Source organism: Haloferax volcanii DS2 (assembly GCF_000025685.1).
Lineage (GTDB): Archaea > Halobacteriota > Halobacteria > Halobacteriales > Haloferacaceae > Haloferax > Haloferax volcanii.
Genome location: NC_013967.1, coordinates 1,571,030 through 1,587,352 on the forward strand (window position 1 = coordinate 1,571,030; position 16,323 = coordinate 1,587,352).

8 protein-coding genes and 1 pseudogene are annotated in these 16,323 nt (G+C 69.5%); 3 read left to right on the forward strand and 6 right to left on the reverse strand.

Annotated elements, in window-relative coordinates; all coding sequences use genetic code 11:
* Position 1: 1 nt before the first annotated feature.
* The gene (locus tag HVO_RS12915) at positions 2-2,347 is read left to right on the forward strand and encodes a DUF7846 domain-containing protein (RefSeq protein ID WP_004041597.1); all 2,346 of its coding nucleotides are present in this window, start codon (positions 2-4) and stop codon (positions 2,345-2,347) included.
* A 78-nt stretch (positions 2,348-2,425) separates the two neighbouring features.
* Here HVO_RS12915 and HVO_RS12920 read toward each other — a convergent pair.
* Positions 2,426-3,448: pseudogene (locus HVO_RS12920) on the reverse strand (MFS transporter); the annotation flags it as partial.
* Positions 3,449-4,078: 630 nt separating this feature from the next.
* Positions 4,079-6,085 (reverse strand): alpha-amylase MalA, encoded by a 2,007-nt coding sequence (gene malA / locus HVO_RS12925; protein ID WP_049941505.1) that lies wholly within the window; start codon positions 6,083-6,085, stop codon positions 4,079-4,081.
* A gap of 201 nt (positions 6,086-6,286) precedes the next feature.
* On the opposite strand from malA, the gene HVO_RS12930 reads away from it, so the two are divergent.
* Both HVO_RS12930 and HVO_RS12935 read left to right on the forward strand, forming a co-directional pair.
* Entirely contained in the window at positions 6,287-10,822 is a 4,536-nt protein-coding gene (locus HVO_RS12930; protein WP_004041601.1) for a glycoside hydrolase family 15 protein, read from the forward strand.
* A gap of 129 nt (positions 10,823-10,951) precedes the next feature.
* Positions 10,952-11,437, forward strand: coding sequence for an SRPBCC family protein (locus HVO_RS12935; RefSeq protein ID WP_004041602.1), 486 nt, complete (start codon positions 10,952-10,954; stop codon positions 11,435-11,437).
* 46 nt (positions 11,438-11,483) lie between these two features.
* Here HVO_RS12935 and HVO_RS12940 read toward each other — a convergent pair whose 3' ends face one another.
* The 4 genes from HVO_RS12940 to queC all read right to left on the reverse strand — a co-directional run bounded on the left by HVO_RS12940 (position 11,484) and on the right by queC (position 16,276).
* Complete coding sequence (locus HVO_RS12940; RefSeq protein ID WP_004041603.1) at positions 11,484-13,562, reverse strand: hybrid sensor histidine kinase/response regulator; 2,079 nt, start codon at positions 13,560-13,562, stop codon at positions 11,484-11,486.
* A 138-nt stretch (positions 13,563-13,700) separates the two neighbouring features.
* Positions 13,701-14,582, reverse strand: a complete 882-nt coding sequence (locus HVO_RS12945) for a DMT family transporter (protein ID WP_004041604.1) — start codon at positions 14,580-14,582, stop codon at positions 13,701-13,703.
* A gap of 78 nt (positions 14,583-14,660) precedes the next feature.
* Positions 14,661-15,413, reverse strand: coding sequence for a class I SAM-dependent methyltransferase (locus tag HVO_RS12950; protein WP_004041605.1), 753 nt, complete (start codon positions 15,411-15,413; stop codon positions 14,661-14,663).
* Between the two features lie 128 nt (positions 15,414-15,541).
* Positions 15,542-16,276 (reverse strand): 7-cyano-7-deazaguanine synthase QueC, encoded by a 735-nt coding sequence (gene queC, locus HVO_RS12955; RefSeq protein ID WP_004041606.1) that lies wholly within the window; start codon positions 16,274-16,276, stop codon positions 15,542-15,544.
* Positions 16,277-16,323: the final 47 nt, after the last annotated feature.

The window sequence follows — 16,323 nt, forward strand, 5'->3', positions numbered from 1 at the left end:
GATGGGCCGGCGAGACTCGAATACGGGCGGCTCCCTCCCGCTTGGCGAACGCGTGCGAGCCGCAGTCCGCGGACTCGCATTCGATTTTGACGGTACCATCGACATCGACCGAACCCGGACGCAGCGGCGACTCGCAGCGCTCTGTGTCTCGCTTCTGGTCGGGCTCGTCGTGACGTGGCTCGCGGTCGACCTCTTTCCGTACCACACCGTCAACGACGACGAGGGCGTCTACCTCACGCAGGCCGCGATGCTCCTCGAAGGCAAGCTGTTTCTCTATCCCGGCCGGCTGACCGAGGCCGTCAGGCCGTGGTTCTTCGTGGTACAGGAGACGCCGAGCGCCCCCGGCGGCGTCCAGCTCTACTCGAAGTACTCGCCGGCGGTGCCGGCGCTGTTCGCGGTCGGCCTCGCGGTCGGGCTTCCGAACCTCGTGTTGGGCGCTATCGCCGCGATATCCGCCGCGCTGGTCTACGCGCTCGCGGCCGACGCGTTCGACCGGACGACCGGCGTCGTCGCGGCGGGCCTGCTCGGCCTCTCGCCGCTGTTTCTCCTCACGTCGTCGACGTTCCTCGCGTACGCGCCGACGACGATGCTCAACCTCGGGTTCGCCGTCTGTTACGTCCGGGCCGCCCGCCGCGACTCCTCGGGCTACGCGGTCGTCGCCGGCGCGCTCGTCGGCGCGGCGTTTTTCGCCCGCCCCTACACCGCCGTGCTGTTCGCGCTGCCCTTCATCGCCCACTCGCTGTGGGCGCTGGCGACCGCGCGGCGCGCGGGGACCGGCTGGGTCGTCTTCCGCCGGTACGCCGCCATCGCGCTCCCCGGCCTCGCGTTCGTCGGCCTGACGCTCGCGTACAACGCCGTCGTGACGGGCGACCCGCTCACGTTCCCCTACATCGCCTTCGCCCCGCGGGACGGCATCGGCTTCGGAGAGCGGGCAATCCTCGGCTACGAAGTCGTCTACACGCCCGCGATGGGTGTCGAGACCGCCGCCGAGGCGCTCGACCTGCTCGTGACGCAGTGGGGGCCGATGGGCTGGCTCGGAACCGTCGCCGCGGTGGTCGGCCTCGGCGTCACCGCCCGCCGCTGGTGGGGCCACGAGACCGGCCGGAACCTCCGCGGGAGCGCGAGACGCCGCCACCACGGCCTCGGCGGCCGCGACCGCGCGTTTACCGAACTCTCCGACGACGCCCTCGCCTGCGTCGTCGCGGGCGTGTTCGCCTCGGTGTTCGTCGGCAACGCCGCCTTCTGGGGGACACACAACGGCCTCCGAAACGGCCTCATCGACCTTCTCGGCCCGTTCTACCACTTCGACGCGCTCGTCCCGCTCGCGGTGTTCGGCGCGGCCGGCGTCGTCGCCGGCGCTCGCCTCCTCCGTCGGCTGGCCCACCGTCGCTTTTCGGCGTCGGAGGCCCGCGGAGTCGTCTTCTCGGTGCTTCTCGTGTCGGCGCTGTTCGCCGGCGGCGTGACGGTCGGCGCGGTCGAAGACCCCTACGACGAAAACCGGCTCCGAACGGAGAACCTCGCGGCGACCTACGAACCGCTCCTCGACGCCGGCTTCGAACAGCCGCCGCTGACCCCGTCCGTGCCGGGCGTCGACGCCAGCGGTCTCGGGGGCGGTGACGACGGTCTCGGCATCGGCGGTGGCTCGGCCGCGCCGGGCAACGAGACGAAGGCACTCGTCTTCCACCCCGACCCGTACGGCGACTGGTCGGCCCATCCCTTCCAAGCGCTCCGCAACGACCCCGGCTTCGACGGCCCGGTGATGTACGCCATCGACGGCGGGGCCGAACGGGACTTCGCGGTCCTCGACGCGACGAACCGGACGCCGTATCGCTTCACCTATCGGGGGATGTGGACCGGAGCTGTTGACCCCGTCGAACCCGAACTGACCCGACTCGACGTGCTCGCCGGCGAGCGGGTCGACGCGACGACGACGCTCGGCGCGCCCGAGGGGACGAACACGGCATCGGTCCGCGTCGAGACCGACGAGGGCTACGCCCGCTACGACGCGACGACGGCCGAGAACCTGACCGTCGAGTGGTCGGTTTCGTCGGCGGGCGTGGCCGTGACGAACCGCCCGCTGGCCGCCGGTCCAGAACGGCTGTCGGTTCCGGCGGGCGCGAGCGAGGTCGACCTCGTGGTGACCTATATCGGCGACTTCGGTGAGACGGTTACGTACCGACAGACCGCGACGGTCGAGCGCTCCGGCGACGAGGTGCGCGTCGTCTGGCCGCCGGAGACCCGCGTCTGCCGGCTGACCACCGACTGCGGGAGCGAGCGCGAGTGGGTCGGCCCGGACGGCGACTACCTCGACGGCGTCTCGGTCGAGACCGACGCGCGCGTCGCCTGAGGCGAGCGTCGAAAGCCGGCGGCTCGCGGGCAGTCGGGCGGGCGAAAAAAATGAAACGTCGCAGTCGCGGTCGGCGGCTCAGTCGTCGGCCGGGCCGGTCGAGCCCGACGAGCCGAGGAAGCCGTCGACGGTCGCGCGCTTCGCGATGTGCGGGCGGTACACCCACGCGTTCAGGAGAACGATGGGAACCATCGTCGCCGCGACGAGCGCGTAGCCGACGTGCAGGTTCGGCAGGAGCACCGACGAGTAGACGAGCGGGTAGGTGATGCCGCCGATGGTGCCGACGCCGCCGACGACGCCCGCGACGGCCCCGGAACTGTTGGGGAACATCGCGGGAACCTGCGCGAAGATAGCGCCCTCAGCGAACGCGCAGGCCATGCCGACCATGAAGCCGGCGGCCACCGCGACGAGGACGGTTCCCGAGAGGCCGGCGAGCGTCATCACGAGCATGGAGACGACGATGAACGAGAGCGCCACGAACGTCGACTGTTCGCGGTAGCGACCCTCGAACACGGGCAGGATGTCCATCTCCTTGCGCGCCAGCACGTCGCTGACGTAGCCGCCGATGGGCCGGAGCAGGCCGGCCGCGATGGAGAACGTGGCCGCGAACGTGCTCGCGAGAACGAGGTTGTCCGTGTTGAACGCCTCGCGGTAGTAGGTGGCGAGCCAGCCGTTCATCGAGAGTTCGAGGCCGAAGCTCATGACGTAGGCGAGCGCGAGCGCGACGGTCCCGTACCGGGTCGCGGTGTGGACCCACTGCTTGAGCGTCGCGTTGTCGGCGGTCGCCTGCCGGCGCTCCTTGCTCGACGCCGCCTCGCCGAGGACGTAGTAGGCGATTGCGAGCAGAATCGAGACGACGCCGGTGTAGAAGAACGCCGCGCGCCAGTTGCTCTGGAAGAGCGGCCCGCTCCAGTCCGCGCCGAACACGCGGGGCAGGATGAGCGCACCGCCGGCGGCACCGGCGTTCCCGACGCCGGCGTAGATTCCCTCGGCCATGCCGAGGTTCTCCTCTTCGAACCACTCGGAGACGTGCTGGATGCCGATGACGAACGTGATGCCCGCCGTGGCGACGATGAGGCGCTCGACGAAGAACACGGTGTGACATCCTCCCCGTCGTAAACGACGGGGCTTCCCCCGCACGAGGAAACCCGGCCTGTTGCCGAGCAGGTTTTAGGACCCTCTCTCCCGAGGTCAGTGAGACGGGTTTCGTCCCTCGCTCGGGAGCGTCCTGTGGCGCTGTCACGGGCGCTCCCATCCGCAAGCGAGTCATCGACGCCCGGTTTCTCGGGGCGTCTCTCTCCCAAGCGGTCATGCCTCACGGCACGGTCGGTTCGGTCACACTTCCCCGACCCGTGGGCCGGGTTCCCGTGCTGACGAACGACGCGAACCCCGCAGTCGGTTGCAGAACCGACCCGTGGGAACCGACGCCCCGAAATGTTCGGGACGCTGGTTTCAGCGCGTCTCATACTCCCGCGCAAGTGCCGAGAGCCGACGTAACCCTTGGTAACGTGTACGAGACGGCGTGTGCTAAGCGTTGGGGTTTCAGCCAGCCATCGACGGCGGTTGGTCAATCTCATGTCGGATTCACGCCCGCCGTGAACGGCGGGATTCTCTCCTCGAAGAAAAAAGTTTTCGGGGCGTACGAATCTGGTGGAGAGGGCCGCCCCGACTGGGGCGGTCCGTCAGCGAGCGCTTCCCCATCTCGTCGGCGTGTTCGACCGCGAGCGGGCGTCAGGCGAGCGGGCAGACGACCACGTCGTCGACGCGGATACCGCCCTCGGCGGCGACCGAGTCGCCGGAGACGATATCGGTCGCGTCGACCGCGAGGTCACCGACATCGACCGTGGTCGCGCCGGGCGCGAAGTTGAGCGCACAGAGGTACGAGCCGTCGTCGTGGTCGCGGACGAAGGCGATGGCGCGGTCGGTGTCGGTCTCGTAGTCGATGCGGCGGAACGTCCCGTCGTACCGGAGCGCGGGCGTCTCGTCGCGGACTTCGATGAGTCGCTCGTAGTGCTCGCGGATGTCGTCGCGGGCGTGGTCCCACGCGAGGGCGTCGCGGCGGCCGCGCTGGCCGATTTCCTGGCCGCCGTAGACCATCGGCACGCCGGGGAGCGTAAACAGCGCGCCCGCGGCGGCCAGCGCCTCGTCCTCGCCGCACTCGACGATGTAGCGCGTCTCGTCGTGGTTTTCGAGGTAGAGCATGAACGTCGCGTGGTCGGGGAAGCCGACCTGCGTTCGCTGTTCGATGGCGTCGAGAATGCGTTCTGCGGGCTCGTCGCCGCGGCCGACCTGCCGGAGCGTGAAGTACAGCGTCGTGTCGAAGTGCATGTCGAACATGCCCTCGTGGAAGTCGGCGATGTAGGGGATGGTCTCGTCCAAAAACAGGAACTCGGGGTCCTTCGCCTTCACGCGGTCCCGAATCTCCTGCCAGAACGTGTCGGGGACGGCCCACGCCATGTCGCAGCGAAAGCCGTCGACCACCTCGGCCCACATGTCCACCGCGTCGAGCAGGTAGCGCCGGACGTCGAGGTTCCGGTGGTCGAAGTTGGCGATGTACTCCCAGTCGAAGTACGTTCCCGGCTCGCCGTCTTCGCGCCACTCGTACCAGTCGTAGTACTCGGAGTCGGGGTTCTTGTAGGCGTCCTCGAAGAAGGGGTGGTCCCGCGCGGAGTGGTTGAGCACGAGGTCGAAAAGCACCTTCATGCCGCGGTCGTGGGCGGCCTCGACGAACCGCTCGTAGTCCTCGCGGGTGCCGAGGTCCTCCGCGATGGAGTAGAAGTCCACGATGTTGTAGCCGTGGGGCGCGTGGTCGTTCTGGAGGACGGGCGTGAGCCACAGGCAGTCGATGCCGAGCGATTCGAGGTAGTCGAGGCGTTTTTCGAGCGCCTCGAAGGTGTTGTCGGCGTCCTCGTCGTCCGAGGCGTAGCCGCGGACGTAAATCTCGTAGAGCGTCACCTCCCGAGACCACTGCGGCGGGTCGTTGGGGCGGGAGACTGACGCGCTCCCCGCGCCGGAGCCGTCGGCGTGGCTCGTCACGTCGGTCTGGACGGCGTCGGTTTCCGCCTCGGTGAACCCGCCGTCGGCGGCGGCCTCGCGCTCGACGGTCACCGCGTCGGGGACGCTGTACGTCTCGTCGAGGGCGACCGCGTGGACGCGGAGTCGGTCGCCGACCGCCGAAAGCGGGACGCGGAGCTCCCAGCCGTCGGTCTCGACGGCCGCGTCGTCGATCTCGTCGCGGTCGTCGACGACGAACTCGACCACGAGGTCGTCGCGGTCGGTGGCGCTGTCGGGGTTCGGTTGCGGGTCGGCGCGGACGACGACCACGCCGTCTTCGACGGTCGCGTCGAGCCTGATGCGCGGGCGACCCCCCCGTCCCCGGTCGGCGTCGCCGATGGCGCTCCCGGAGCCGGACGCGCCGCCGCTGAATCCCGTCGGGCGCGCTGAGCCGCTCTGTCCGCTGTACCCGCTCATTCCGCTCATTCCGCTCGCGCCGCTTCTGGCGGAGCCGGCGGGCAGGTAGGACCCGGGGAAGACGCGGACGGTGAGCGTGTACGTCACGTCGGGCGCGTCGAGTTCGACCACGTACTGGCCGGCCGCGTCGGGCGTGAACTGCACGACTGCCGTGTCTTCGTCGAGTTCGAGGCTACTGGCGACCGGCGCGCTCCGAACCCGCCACGAGTAGTCGGCGTCGGGGTCCGGGTCGCGAGGCGCGAGTTGTACTGACTCGCCGACAGCCATGAACTGCGGCGGTCCTGGGTGTTGCATACTCACAATCAACGTGCCGGGTGACTTTGAGTTTACCCCTGATGGGACCGGCGTTCCGGTGAGAGACGGGTTCTACCGAGTCGCCTCGGCGTCTCCCGAATTCGTCGGTTCACAGGCATAACTGATGGCAAACGGGCGGCCAATACTTATGGTTCGGGACCCTCGTCTACCTCTATGCGACTTCGGACCGCGTTAAACGAATACAAACGCGACCGGGGCGGGCGCTTCCCAGAGGAGTGTCGGACCTCGGACGGCGCGTTTTCGGGTCACGGGGACCGACTCGTCTACGTCGGACTCGACGGCTCTCTCCGGGATTATTCCGCTCCGCTTTCGGGTCTCTACGGTATCGACCGCTCTCGGTTCGGCATCGAGACGGACGGCGAGACGCACTGGTTCGACGAGTTGGAGTCCGTGCGGCAGCACTACTACCGGGAGACGAGCCTCGTCGAGACCGAGTACGACGCCGGGGAGTACACCGTCCACCAGTACGACCTGACGCTCGGTCGCGCCCACGTGACGCACGTCGAACTCCGCGGTGCGATTCCCACCGACGCCCGCCTGACCGCCTTCCTCACCTTCGCACCCGAGGGGCGAGAGACGCGGGTCGGCCGGCTCATCCACGAGGCCGGCGGCCCGAACGACACCCAAGCGGTCGAGGTGTTCCACCGAAACGAACACGACTACGTCACCGCGTCGACCGGCCTCACCGACGTTCGCGGCCAGATTCCCGAGCGATTCGACGAGATTCTCTCCGACGACACCTTCGACTTCCCGCGGGAGGCCGTCCTCGACCGCTACGAGGACACCCATCTCTCGGGCGACGTGGTCGTCAGCGCCCCGCTCGAACAGGAGGGCCGCGCCGCGCGGACCACCCTCGTCACCCAGCTTTCGGACCACAACGAGATGGCGCGGACCGACGCCCTCGCCGACCTCCGACACTGTTCCGTCCAGCACGCCACCGCCGACGCGCTCCGCGATGCCGCCCGCGAGCAGGCCGAGGTGTTCGTCCCCGACGGGACGCCCCGCGAGCGAATCGTCCGCGCCGACCTCCGGGCGCTGTCGCTCCTGACCGCCCCCAGCGGCGCGCGCATCGCCGGCCCCGAGTTCGACCCGTTCTACGCCCACTCCGGTGGCTACGGCTACACGTGGTTCCGCGACGACGCCGAGGTCACACAGGCGCTCGCACACGCCGACGACGCCTTCGGTCTCGACCTCGGTGACCGCCTCGCGACGAGCGCCGAGTTCTACTGTCAAACCCAACTCGAAGACGGCACGTGGCCCCACCGGGTCTGGGCCGTCGACGGGAGCGTCGCCCCCGGCTGGGCACACGGCCGCGTCGAGGGCACCGGCGACGAGGAGTACCAGGCCGACCAGACCGCGAGCGTCGTCGCCGCGCTCGCGTCGCTCCTCGCCGAGCGCCGCGACGAACTCGACGACGAACTCGTCGGGCGTCTCCGCTCGACCGTCGCGGCGGGCGTCTCCGGCCTCGACAGCAGCCTCGAATCCGACGGACTCCCGAAACCCTGTCAGAACGCGTGGGAGAACATGGGCGGCCGGTTCACGCACACGGCCGCGACGTTCCTTCAGGCGTACGCCACGGTCGCCACCGCGCCCGTGAACGACGACCTCCGCGAGCACGCCGCCGAGCAGGCGACCGCGGTGTACGAGGGTCTCGACGAACTCTGGTCCGAGGAACGCGAGGTCTACGCCCTCCGCATCGACGGAAACGGCGGCCTCGACGACCGCCTCGATTCGGCCACGTTCGCCCTCGTCGACGCCGTCGACGCCTACGCCGACATCGAAGACGTCGACTCGCAGACCGCCAATCGGCTCGTCAAGCACATGGCCGCGACGCTGAAGGGGCTCTACCGAAATCCCCGCGGCGACGTGGCCGGGTTGGTCCGGTTCGAAGACGACTACTGGCGCGCCGAGGGGCAGGACGGCGAGAAAGTGTGGTCCGTCTCGACCGCGTGGGGCGCGAACGCCGCCGCGAAGTTCGGCGTCCTCTGTGACCGCCTCGGCAAGGACAGCCGCCGCTTCGTCGAGCGCGCGACGAACCTCTACGAACTGCTCCAGCCCGACGGCCCCTTCACAACCGACGCGGGCTACCTCGCGGAACAGGTGTTCGACGACGGGCGCTTCGACAGCGCGACGCCGCTGGGGTGGCCCCACGCAATCCGCATGGAGACGACCGCCATCCTCGCAGATATCGACGCGCTGCCGGCCCCGAAGCCCGCGCCGACCGGCCCGGAGAACCGGCCGCGGTGGACGACCGGCGAGAAATACGGCATCGGCACCGTCGCGGACCACTACGCCGAGGACCCCTCGCGCGTCTGGTTCACCCTGACCGAGGGCGCGCTGACCGAGGTCCGCTTCCCGCGGGTCGACCTGATGAACCTCCGGACGCTCGACTTCCTCGTCGTCGACGCCGACCCGGACGACGAGTACACGGCGCGGACCCACAACGAGACCCGCCGCGACGACCACGCGGACACGGTCGAACGGCGGGCCGAAATCGTCGACGACGACGCGCTCGTCTTCCGCCACGTCGTCACCGAGACGGGCGACGGCCGCGGCCACGAGTGGGAACTCACCGTCGAGTACGTCCTCGACCCCGAACACGACGCGATACTCGCGGACGTGCAGTTCGAGTCCATCGACGGCGACGAGTACGAACTGTACACCATCGCCGACACGGCGCTGGCGAACACCGGGACGAAAGACCGCGGCATCCGCCTCGGCCAGCTCGGGAGCTACCACCTCGTCGCCCGCGACGCGGGCGCGTTCGACGCCGGCGACGGCCACGAACCGCTCCTCATCGACCAGGACGGCAGGGAGTACAGCGTCGCAATCGCGCTCACCGCCGCCGGGCGATTCGAGTGGGCGACCGTCGGCGTCGCCGGCTCGCGGTATCTCGCGGAGTTCTTCTCGAAGGGCGAACTCCCGAGCGCCCAAGAGCGCATCGACGACGAGAACGTCGTCCTCGTCGGGCGCATCGGCACGGGCGACGAACTCGGTGAGACGCTGGCGCTCGGCTTCGCGGAACACGCCGACACCGCCGCCGCGCTGGGCGAGGCGGCCGGCGCGCTCACCCGCGGCTACGAGACGGCGCGGGCGGCGTACGTCGACTCGTGGGCCGACTTCCTCGCCGACAAGGAACTCCCCGGCTCCGTCGCCGGCGACGACGACCTCGCCGCGCAGTACAAGACCGCGCTCATGAGCCTGCGGGCGGTCGAGGACAAGACCTACCTCGGCGCGGGGCTCGCCTCGCCGTCGGTGCCGTGGGGCGAGGCCGTCCCCGCCGAGGAGGCGAAGGGGTACGGCTACAACTTCGTCTGGTCGCGCGACCTCTATCAGGTCTTCACCGTCTTCGAGGCCGTCGGCGACGTGGAGACGGCCATCGACGCGCTGGAGTACATCTACACCTACCAGCAGGACGACCGCGGCTTCATCCCGCAGAACACCTACCTCAACGGGCGGACCCGCTGGGGCGGCGAGCAGATGGACAACATCTCGTTCCCGCAGGTGATGGCGTACATGCTCCACGAGCGCGGCGTCACCTTCGACGACGTGGCCTACGGCTACGAGAACGTCAAGTACTCCGCGGACTACGTCGCGCGGAACGGGCCGCCGACCGCACAGGAGCGCTGGGAGGAGGAGGCCGGCTACTCGCCGTCGTCCATCGCGGCCGAAATCGCCGGTCTCGGCTGCGCGGCGGCCATCGCGCTCGACGAGGGCCACACCGACGACGCCCTCGTCTGGCTGGCGCTGGCCGACGACTGGGCCGAGCGCGTCGACGACTGGACCGCCACGCGGACCGGCACCGACCGCAACACGCACACGCCGTACTACGTCCGCATCACCCGCGACGGCGAACCCGACGCCGGACACCTGCGGACGCTGGCGAACAACGGGCCGACGCTCGACGAGCGCGAAATCATCGACGCCGGCTTCCTCGAACTCACCCGCCTCGGCATCAAGCCCGCCGGCGACGAGATAATCCGCAACTCGCTGAAAGAGGTCGACGAGACCATCCGCGTCGACACGCCGCACGGCCCGGCGTTCTACCGGTACAACGGCGACGGCTACGGCGAGCGCGAACGCGACGAAGAGGGCGCGCCGTGGTCCGTCGACGCCAAGGGGAAAGGCCGGCTGTGGCCCATCTTCACCGGCGAACGCGGCGAGTACGAACTGCTCGCGGGAACCGAAGACGGCGACCTCGCACCGGACAACCTACTGCGGACGATGGCCGCCTTCGCCAACTCCGGCCGGATGCTCGCAGAGCAGGTCTGGGACCGCGAACACGCGACCGACTTCAACTGGGAGTTCGGTGAGGGCACCGGCAGCGCGACGCCGCTGGCGTGGTCGATGGCCCAGTACGTCCGCCTCGCCCACGGCGTCGACGCGGGCGAACCCGTCGAGACGCCCGCGTTCCTCCGCGAGCGGTACGTCGAGTCCGACCGCCCGACCGGGCCCTCGCTCCGCGTGAGCACGCGCTTCAAGGGCGACAAGCTCGTCGTCTCGGGGCAGACCGACGCTCCCGTCGCCGCGGTGAAGACGCCCGGCGAGACCCGACTCGTCGAGCCCGAAGACGGGGCGTTCGAGGTCGAAGTCGCCATCGAGTACGGCGAAAACCAGGTGACCGTCGCCGCCGCGACCCACGAGGACCTGACGAAAGCCGGCACGACCGTCTCGCGCTTCACGCTCTGAGGCGGCGCGACCGGCCGACTGCCGTTCCCGTCACCGTCCCCGACCCCGACCTCGCGGGCGGCGCTTCGACGACTTCTTTCGACCCGTTCCGCCAGCACCGCTTTTCCGTCTCCGGCCTAACGGTCGGGTATGCCGGTCTACCAGCGTCGAACCCGTATCGCCGCCCCGCTCGAACGCGTCTGGGAGTTCCACTCCGACGTGTCCGGACTGGAGGCGCTCACCCCGGCGTGGATGCGCCTCGACATCGAGTCGGTCCGCGGCCCCGACGGCGACGACGACCCCGACGAACTCGTCGCCGGGACGGAAATCGAGATGTCGATGCGACCGTTCGGGGTCGGTCCCCGCCAGCGATGGACCTCGCGCATCCTCGACCGCGAGGCCGGGGAGACGACGGCGTGGTTCCGCGACGACATGGTCGGCGGCCCCTTCTCGCGGTGGGTCCACACCCACCGGTTCGTCGCCGACGGCGACGAGACGATAGTCGAAGACCGCGTGGAGTACGAACTGCCGTTCGGTCCCCTCGGTGACCTCGCGGGCGTCTTCGGCGGCGTCGGCTTCGAGGGGATGTTCCGCGCGCGACACGCCGAGACGAAGCGACTGCTCGAAGAACAGTAACCGGTAGCGCGGGAGTCGAATCGAGTCGAGTCGGAGCGTCGACGGCTCAGTCGTCGCTGAGCGAGAACCGCGGTTCGACCTCGGAGCGGACGCCGCCGATATCGAACTCGAAGCGCGCGCCGCCGAGGTCGGCCTCCGGGGCGGTCGCCTCGATATCCCAGCCGTGGGCCTCGATGATGCTCTCGACGATTGAGAGCCCGAAGCCCGTGCCGGAGTCGGACGTGGTGTGACCGTGTTCGAAGACGGTGTCGCGCTCGTCGGCCGGGATTCCGGGACCGTTGTCGGCGACGTAGAAGCCGGTCTCGGTGGGACCGACGCGGACGGTCAGCTCGTCGGTCGCGTCCGTCGGCGGCGACTCGGCGGACGCCGTCTCGTCGGCGGGCGCGTCGTCCGCGGCCGCGTCGTCACCGGAGTCACAGCAGGAGCCGCCGTGCTCGACCGCGTTCCGAAACAGGTTCTCGAACGCCTGTTGGAACCGGCCTTGGTCGGCCTGCGTGGTCCCGAGTCCGTCCTCGACGACGAGCACCGCGTCGTCGCCGGTGTCGACCGCCTTCCACGCCCGCTCGGCGACGTTCTCGATGGCGACAGAGCGCGTCTCACCGACTTTGCGGCCCTGTCTGGCCAGCGTGAGCACGTCGTTGAGGATCGTGTCCATTCGGGTGACGCCGTCGAGCGCGCGGTCGAGGTAGGTCACGTCGTCTTCCTCGCGGGCGAGTTCGACGAACCCCTTGGCGACGTTGAGGGGGTTCCGCAGGTCGTGTGAGACGACCGACGCGAACTCTTCGAGGCGGTCGTTCTGCCGCTGAAGTTCGCGCTCGCGTCGCTGGCGGGCCAGCGTGTGCGTGACGTTGTTGCCGACAGAGCGAAGGAGGTCGACTTCGGTGTCAGTCCACGAGCGACTCGTCTCGACCACGTCGAAGACGACGAAGCCGACGAGCGCCCATTTCGACACCATCGGCACGGCGACGAAGCCGCCGGTCTCGGCGTCGGTGAGCACGCGCTTCGTGTCCGACGCCTCGGGCGGGAGGTCCGAGACGCGATGGAGACGGACGTTCTCGAATCGGTGGAGTCGTTCGAGCAGCCAGCGGGCGTCTTCGAGGGCGACGCGCTCGGGGTGCTCGCGTCGGCCGCCGCCGCGCCAGTCGTGCATCCGGGCGGCGACGGTCGTCTCGTCGTCGTAGAGATAGACCGAACAGCGGTCGAGGTCGGCCACCTCGCCGACGGACTGGAGCGTCCACTCGATTTTCGTGCCGATTTCGTCGGTCTCGGCGCTCATCAGCGACGTTGACGTGTCCAACACGGCGTCTTTCAGCCGCGTCTCGTAGCGCAGTCGGTTCCGCCGGCGTCGGCGCTCGGTCACGTCCTGCAACGTCCCGATGACGGCGGATTCGTCGTCTTCGGTGGGACGGAGCGCGAGGTGGCCCTCACAGAGGAGGTCGTCGTCGTGCGGGTACGCGGGGCCGGGCGACAGCACCGTCTCGAAGCGCTCCGTGTCGGGAGCGTTCGGGGAGACGACCCGCTCGAAGGCGGACAGAATCTCGTCGGCGGCCTCCGCGGCGAGGTCAGCGAACTCGCGGCCGATAATCGCCTCGCGGTCGTAGCCGGTGAGTTCGCAGAAGACGCCGTCGGCGGAGGTAAAGCGCCCCGCCGAGTCGAGCGAGTAGACGCCGCTGTCGAGCACCTCGATGGCGGTGCCGTACCGCTCGGAGGCCGCCTTCGCGCGGTACTGCGAGACGGCGTTGACGACGCGGTTGGCGAGGACCGTGTACTGGTCCGTGCCGGTGTCTTTCTGCATGTAGTCGGTCGCGCCGACGCGGAAGGCGTCGCGGGCGACCTCCTCGGAGCCTTTGCCGGTAAAGAGGATGAAAGGGAGGTCGGGGTGTTCCGAACGGACCGCGCGGAGGAACTCCAGCCCGTCGATGTCGGGCATGTCGTAGTCTGACACGACGCAGTCGACCCGTTCCTGTCGGAGTCGTTCGAGGGCGTCCGCCCCCGAGTTCGACGTCGAGACCGACAGGTCGACGTCGCCGGCCTCGCGTTCGAGATAAATCGACACGAGGTCCGTCAGACTGGGCTCGTCATCGACGTGGAGAACGCGTACGTCCGCCCCCGGCCCGTCGTCCATACGATGTAGCGACCGCTCACCGTAATGAGCGTTGTGACGCGGTTATCAGGGCCGATAACGGATTCGGAGCGGGAGACGAACCGACGCGTCTTCGGACGAGTGTCCGGGTTCGGAACCGCCCGTATCGGCCGGGACAGGTCAGGACGCGCTGACGTAGATGCCGCCGAGGACGACCGCCCCGCCGAGGACGGTCGGGAGCGTGGGAATCTCACCGAGGAGAAAGAGCGCGAGAATCGTGCTGCCGACGGGTTCGCCGAGGAGGGAGACGGAGACGACGCTCGATTCGAGGTGGGCGAGCGCCCAGTTGATGACGGTGTGGCCGAAGACGCCCGGGCCGACGGCCATCCCGAGAAACAGGAGCCACTCGCGGGGCGGATAGCCCGTCAGCGGGTCGCCGCGGCCGACCGCGACGACGAGGAGCGCGGCGGCGCAGACCGAGTAGACGACGACCACGTAGGGGACGAGCGAGACCCTGCTGCGGACGCTCCGGCCGGTGAGGACGTAGGCGGCCGCCGTCACGGCCCCGACGACCGCCAGTCCGTTTCCGAGAAGCGGCCGCGGCGCGCCGCCGGCGGTGAGGAAGTCGGAGACGGACATGAGCGCCATGCCCGCGAGCGCGACGCCGATGCCGACGGCGGTGCGGCGGCTCACGCGCTCGTCGAGGACGGCCCACGCGCCGACGGCGACGAAAAGCGGTTGAGACTGCACGAGCGTGACGCTCGCGGCGACCGTCGTGTGGTTGAGGCTCTCGAACCACGACGCGAAGTGGGCCGCGAGCGCGACGCCCGCACCCCCGGCCGCCAGCAGGTCCCGCCCCGAAATGGTCGCCAACGCGTCGCGGTGGCGGACGAGCGCGACCGGCGCGAGAAGGGCAACAGTGAACAGGACCCGATAAAACGCCTTCACGAGGCTGGGCGCGGCGCTCCAGCGGACGAGAATCGCGCTCGTGCTGACCGCGAGGACCGCGATGCCGAGCCCCGCGAGCGGCGAGATGGGGGCGTCGGAGTCGGGCGTTGACACACCTCCACGTCGCGGGGGGTCCGCTTACCGTTTGTGGGTCTCGGCGGGTCGCGGATTCGAGGCGGCGACTCTGCTCACCTACTCCGTTCGCGCTCGAACCAGCGCCTTCGGGTTGGCAAAGGAGACGACGGAGTCGCCGTCGAACTCCACGTCGAACAGTTCTTTCGCCTCCTCGGGCGCTTCGCGGAACCGACGTTCGAGTTCGTCTCGGTCGGCGGGCGAGACGTTCGTCCGCTCGGTCCACGGGTCGAACTGGAGACGTATCGCCGCGGTTTCGACCGTCTCGACCGACAGGCCCGCGGCCGCGAACCACTCGCGCCACCGCGAAACCGGGTGGAGTTCGACGTGAGTCGGGTCGCGGAGCACTTCGACGCCGTTGAGGAACGCGGCGAGGGCGGCGTCTTCGGGCGCGACGTTGTCCTCGAAGGCGAAGACGCCGCCCGGTTCGAGGACGCGCGCGACCTCGGCGACGAACGCCTCGGGGTCGGGGAAGTGGTGCGCGGCGATACGGCAGGCGGCCGCGTCGAAGACATCGTCCGCGAAGGGGAGGCGCTCGGCGTCGGCGACGACGCCCGCGACGGGGTACTCGCGAACCGCGGTGGCGACCATCTCCGGGGCGGCGTCGGCCGCGACGACCGAGGAGACGCCGGCATCGGCTATCGCGCCCGCGGTGTGGCCGGCCCCGGTCGCCACGTCGAGCGCGCGGGTCGCGCCGCGGCACCACGACGCGAGCGTCTCGCGGTCCGCGCCGAGGCGGTGGACCTCGCTGTCGAAGTACGACTCGGCGGCGCTCCCGAACTGGGCGGCGGTTCGGCGTTTCTCGTCGCTCATGACGCGGGGTTCGCGCAGGTCGGTGAAAAAGGGGCGCGAGGAGACAGGTCGGGACGCGGGCGAACTCTCTCCGTCACGTCGGCGCACGGAGCGCGGAGTGGTCAGCGTGCGGGGCGACGCTACGCCGCCTACGCCGCGTCGGGGTCGGCGTCGCCGTCCGCGTAGTCAGGGCGCTCGGCGTACGGAATCGGGTCGCGCTCGCCGAGGTTCTGGAACGCCTGCAAGCGGAACGCACAGGAGTCGCAGGTGCCGCAGGCCGGTTCCTCGGCGCGGTAGCAGGACCACGTGTGCTCGAAGGGGACGCCGAGTTCGAGGCCCCGGCGGGCGATGTCGGTCTTCGAGTCGTGGACGAACGGGACTTCGAGCGAGATGGTCGTGTCGGGTTTCGTGCCGACGTCGACCATGGCCTCGAAGGCGTCGAAGAACTCGGGCCGGCAGTCGGGGTAGCCCGAGTAGTCCTCGGAGTGTGCGCCGACGAAGACGGCGTCGCAGTCGTTCGCCTCGGCGTACGAGACGGCCATCGACAGGAGGTTGGCGTTGCGGAAGGGGACGTACGAGGTCGGGATGTCGTCGGCGTCCACGTCGGCGTCGGCGACGGCCATCGAGTCGTCGGTGAGCGACGACGCGCCGATTTGCTTCAGGTGGCTCGTCTCGATGTGGAGGAAGTCCCGCGCGTCGAGTTCGTCGGCGAGTTCGCGGGCGCAGTCGTACTCTTTCGACTCGGTCTTCTGGCCGTAGGAGGTGTGGAGCGCGTAGAGTTCGTAGCCGCGTCGCGTTGCCTCGTAAGCGGTCGTCGCGCTGTCCATGCCGCCGGAGAGGAGGACGACGGCGCGTTTGTCGTCGGACGTGGGTTCGGTAGTCATCGTTATCGTGGAACGTTCGGGGTGTGTTTGGGGTGTGTTCGGGGTTC

What these genes read in the sequence shown, in the direction of transcription:
- HVO_RS12950 (WP_004041605.1), bottom strand. Translation starts at nt 15,413, where the DNA reads ATGAGCGACGAGAAACGCCGAACCGCCGCCCAGTTCGGGAGCGCCGCC.
- HVO_RS12940 (WP_004041603.1), bottom strand. Translation starts at nt 13,562, where the DNA reads ATGGACGACGGGCCGGGGGCGGACGTACGCGTTCTCCACGTCGATGAC.
- malA (WP_049941505.1), bottom strand. Translation starts at nt 6,085, where the DNA reads ATGGCTGTCGGCGAGTCAGTACAACTCGCGCCTCGCGACCCGGACCCC.
- HVO_RS12915 (WP_004041597.1), top strand. Translation starts at nt 2, where the DNA reads ATGGGCCGGCGAGACTCGAATACGGGCGGCTCCCTCCCGCTTGGCGAA.
- queC (WP_004041606.1), bottom strand. Translation starts at nt 16,276, where the DNA reads ATGACTACCGAACCCACGTCCGACGACAAACGCGCCGTCGTCCTCCTC.
- HVO_RS12930 (WP_004041601.1), top strand. Translation starts at nt 6,287, where the DNA reads ATGCGACTTCGGACCGCGTTAAACGAATACAAACGCGACCGGGGCGGG.
- HVO_RS12935 (WP_004041602.1), top strand. Translation starts at nt 10,952, where the DNA reads ATGCCGGTCTACCAGCGTCGAACCCGTATCGCCGCCCCGCTCGAACGC.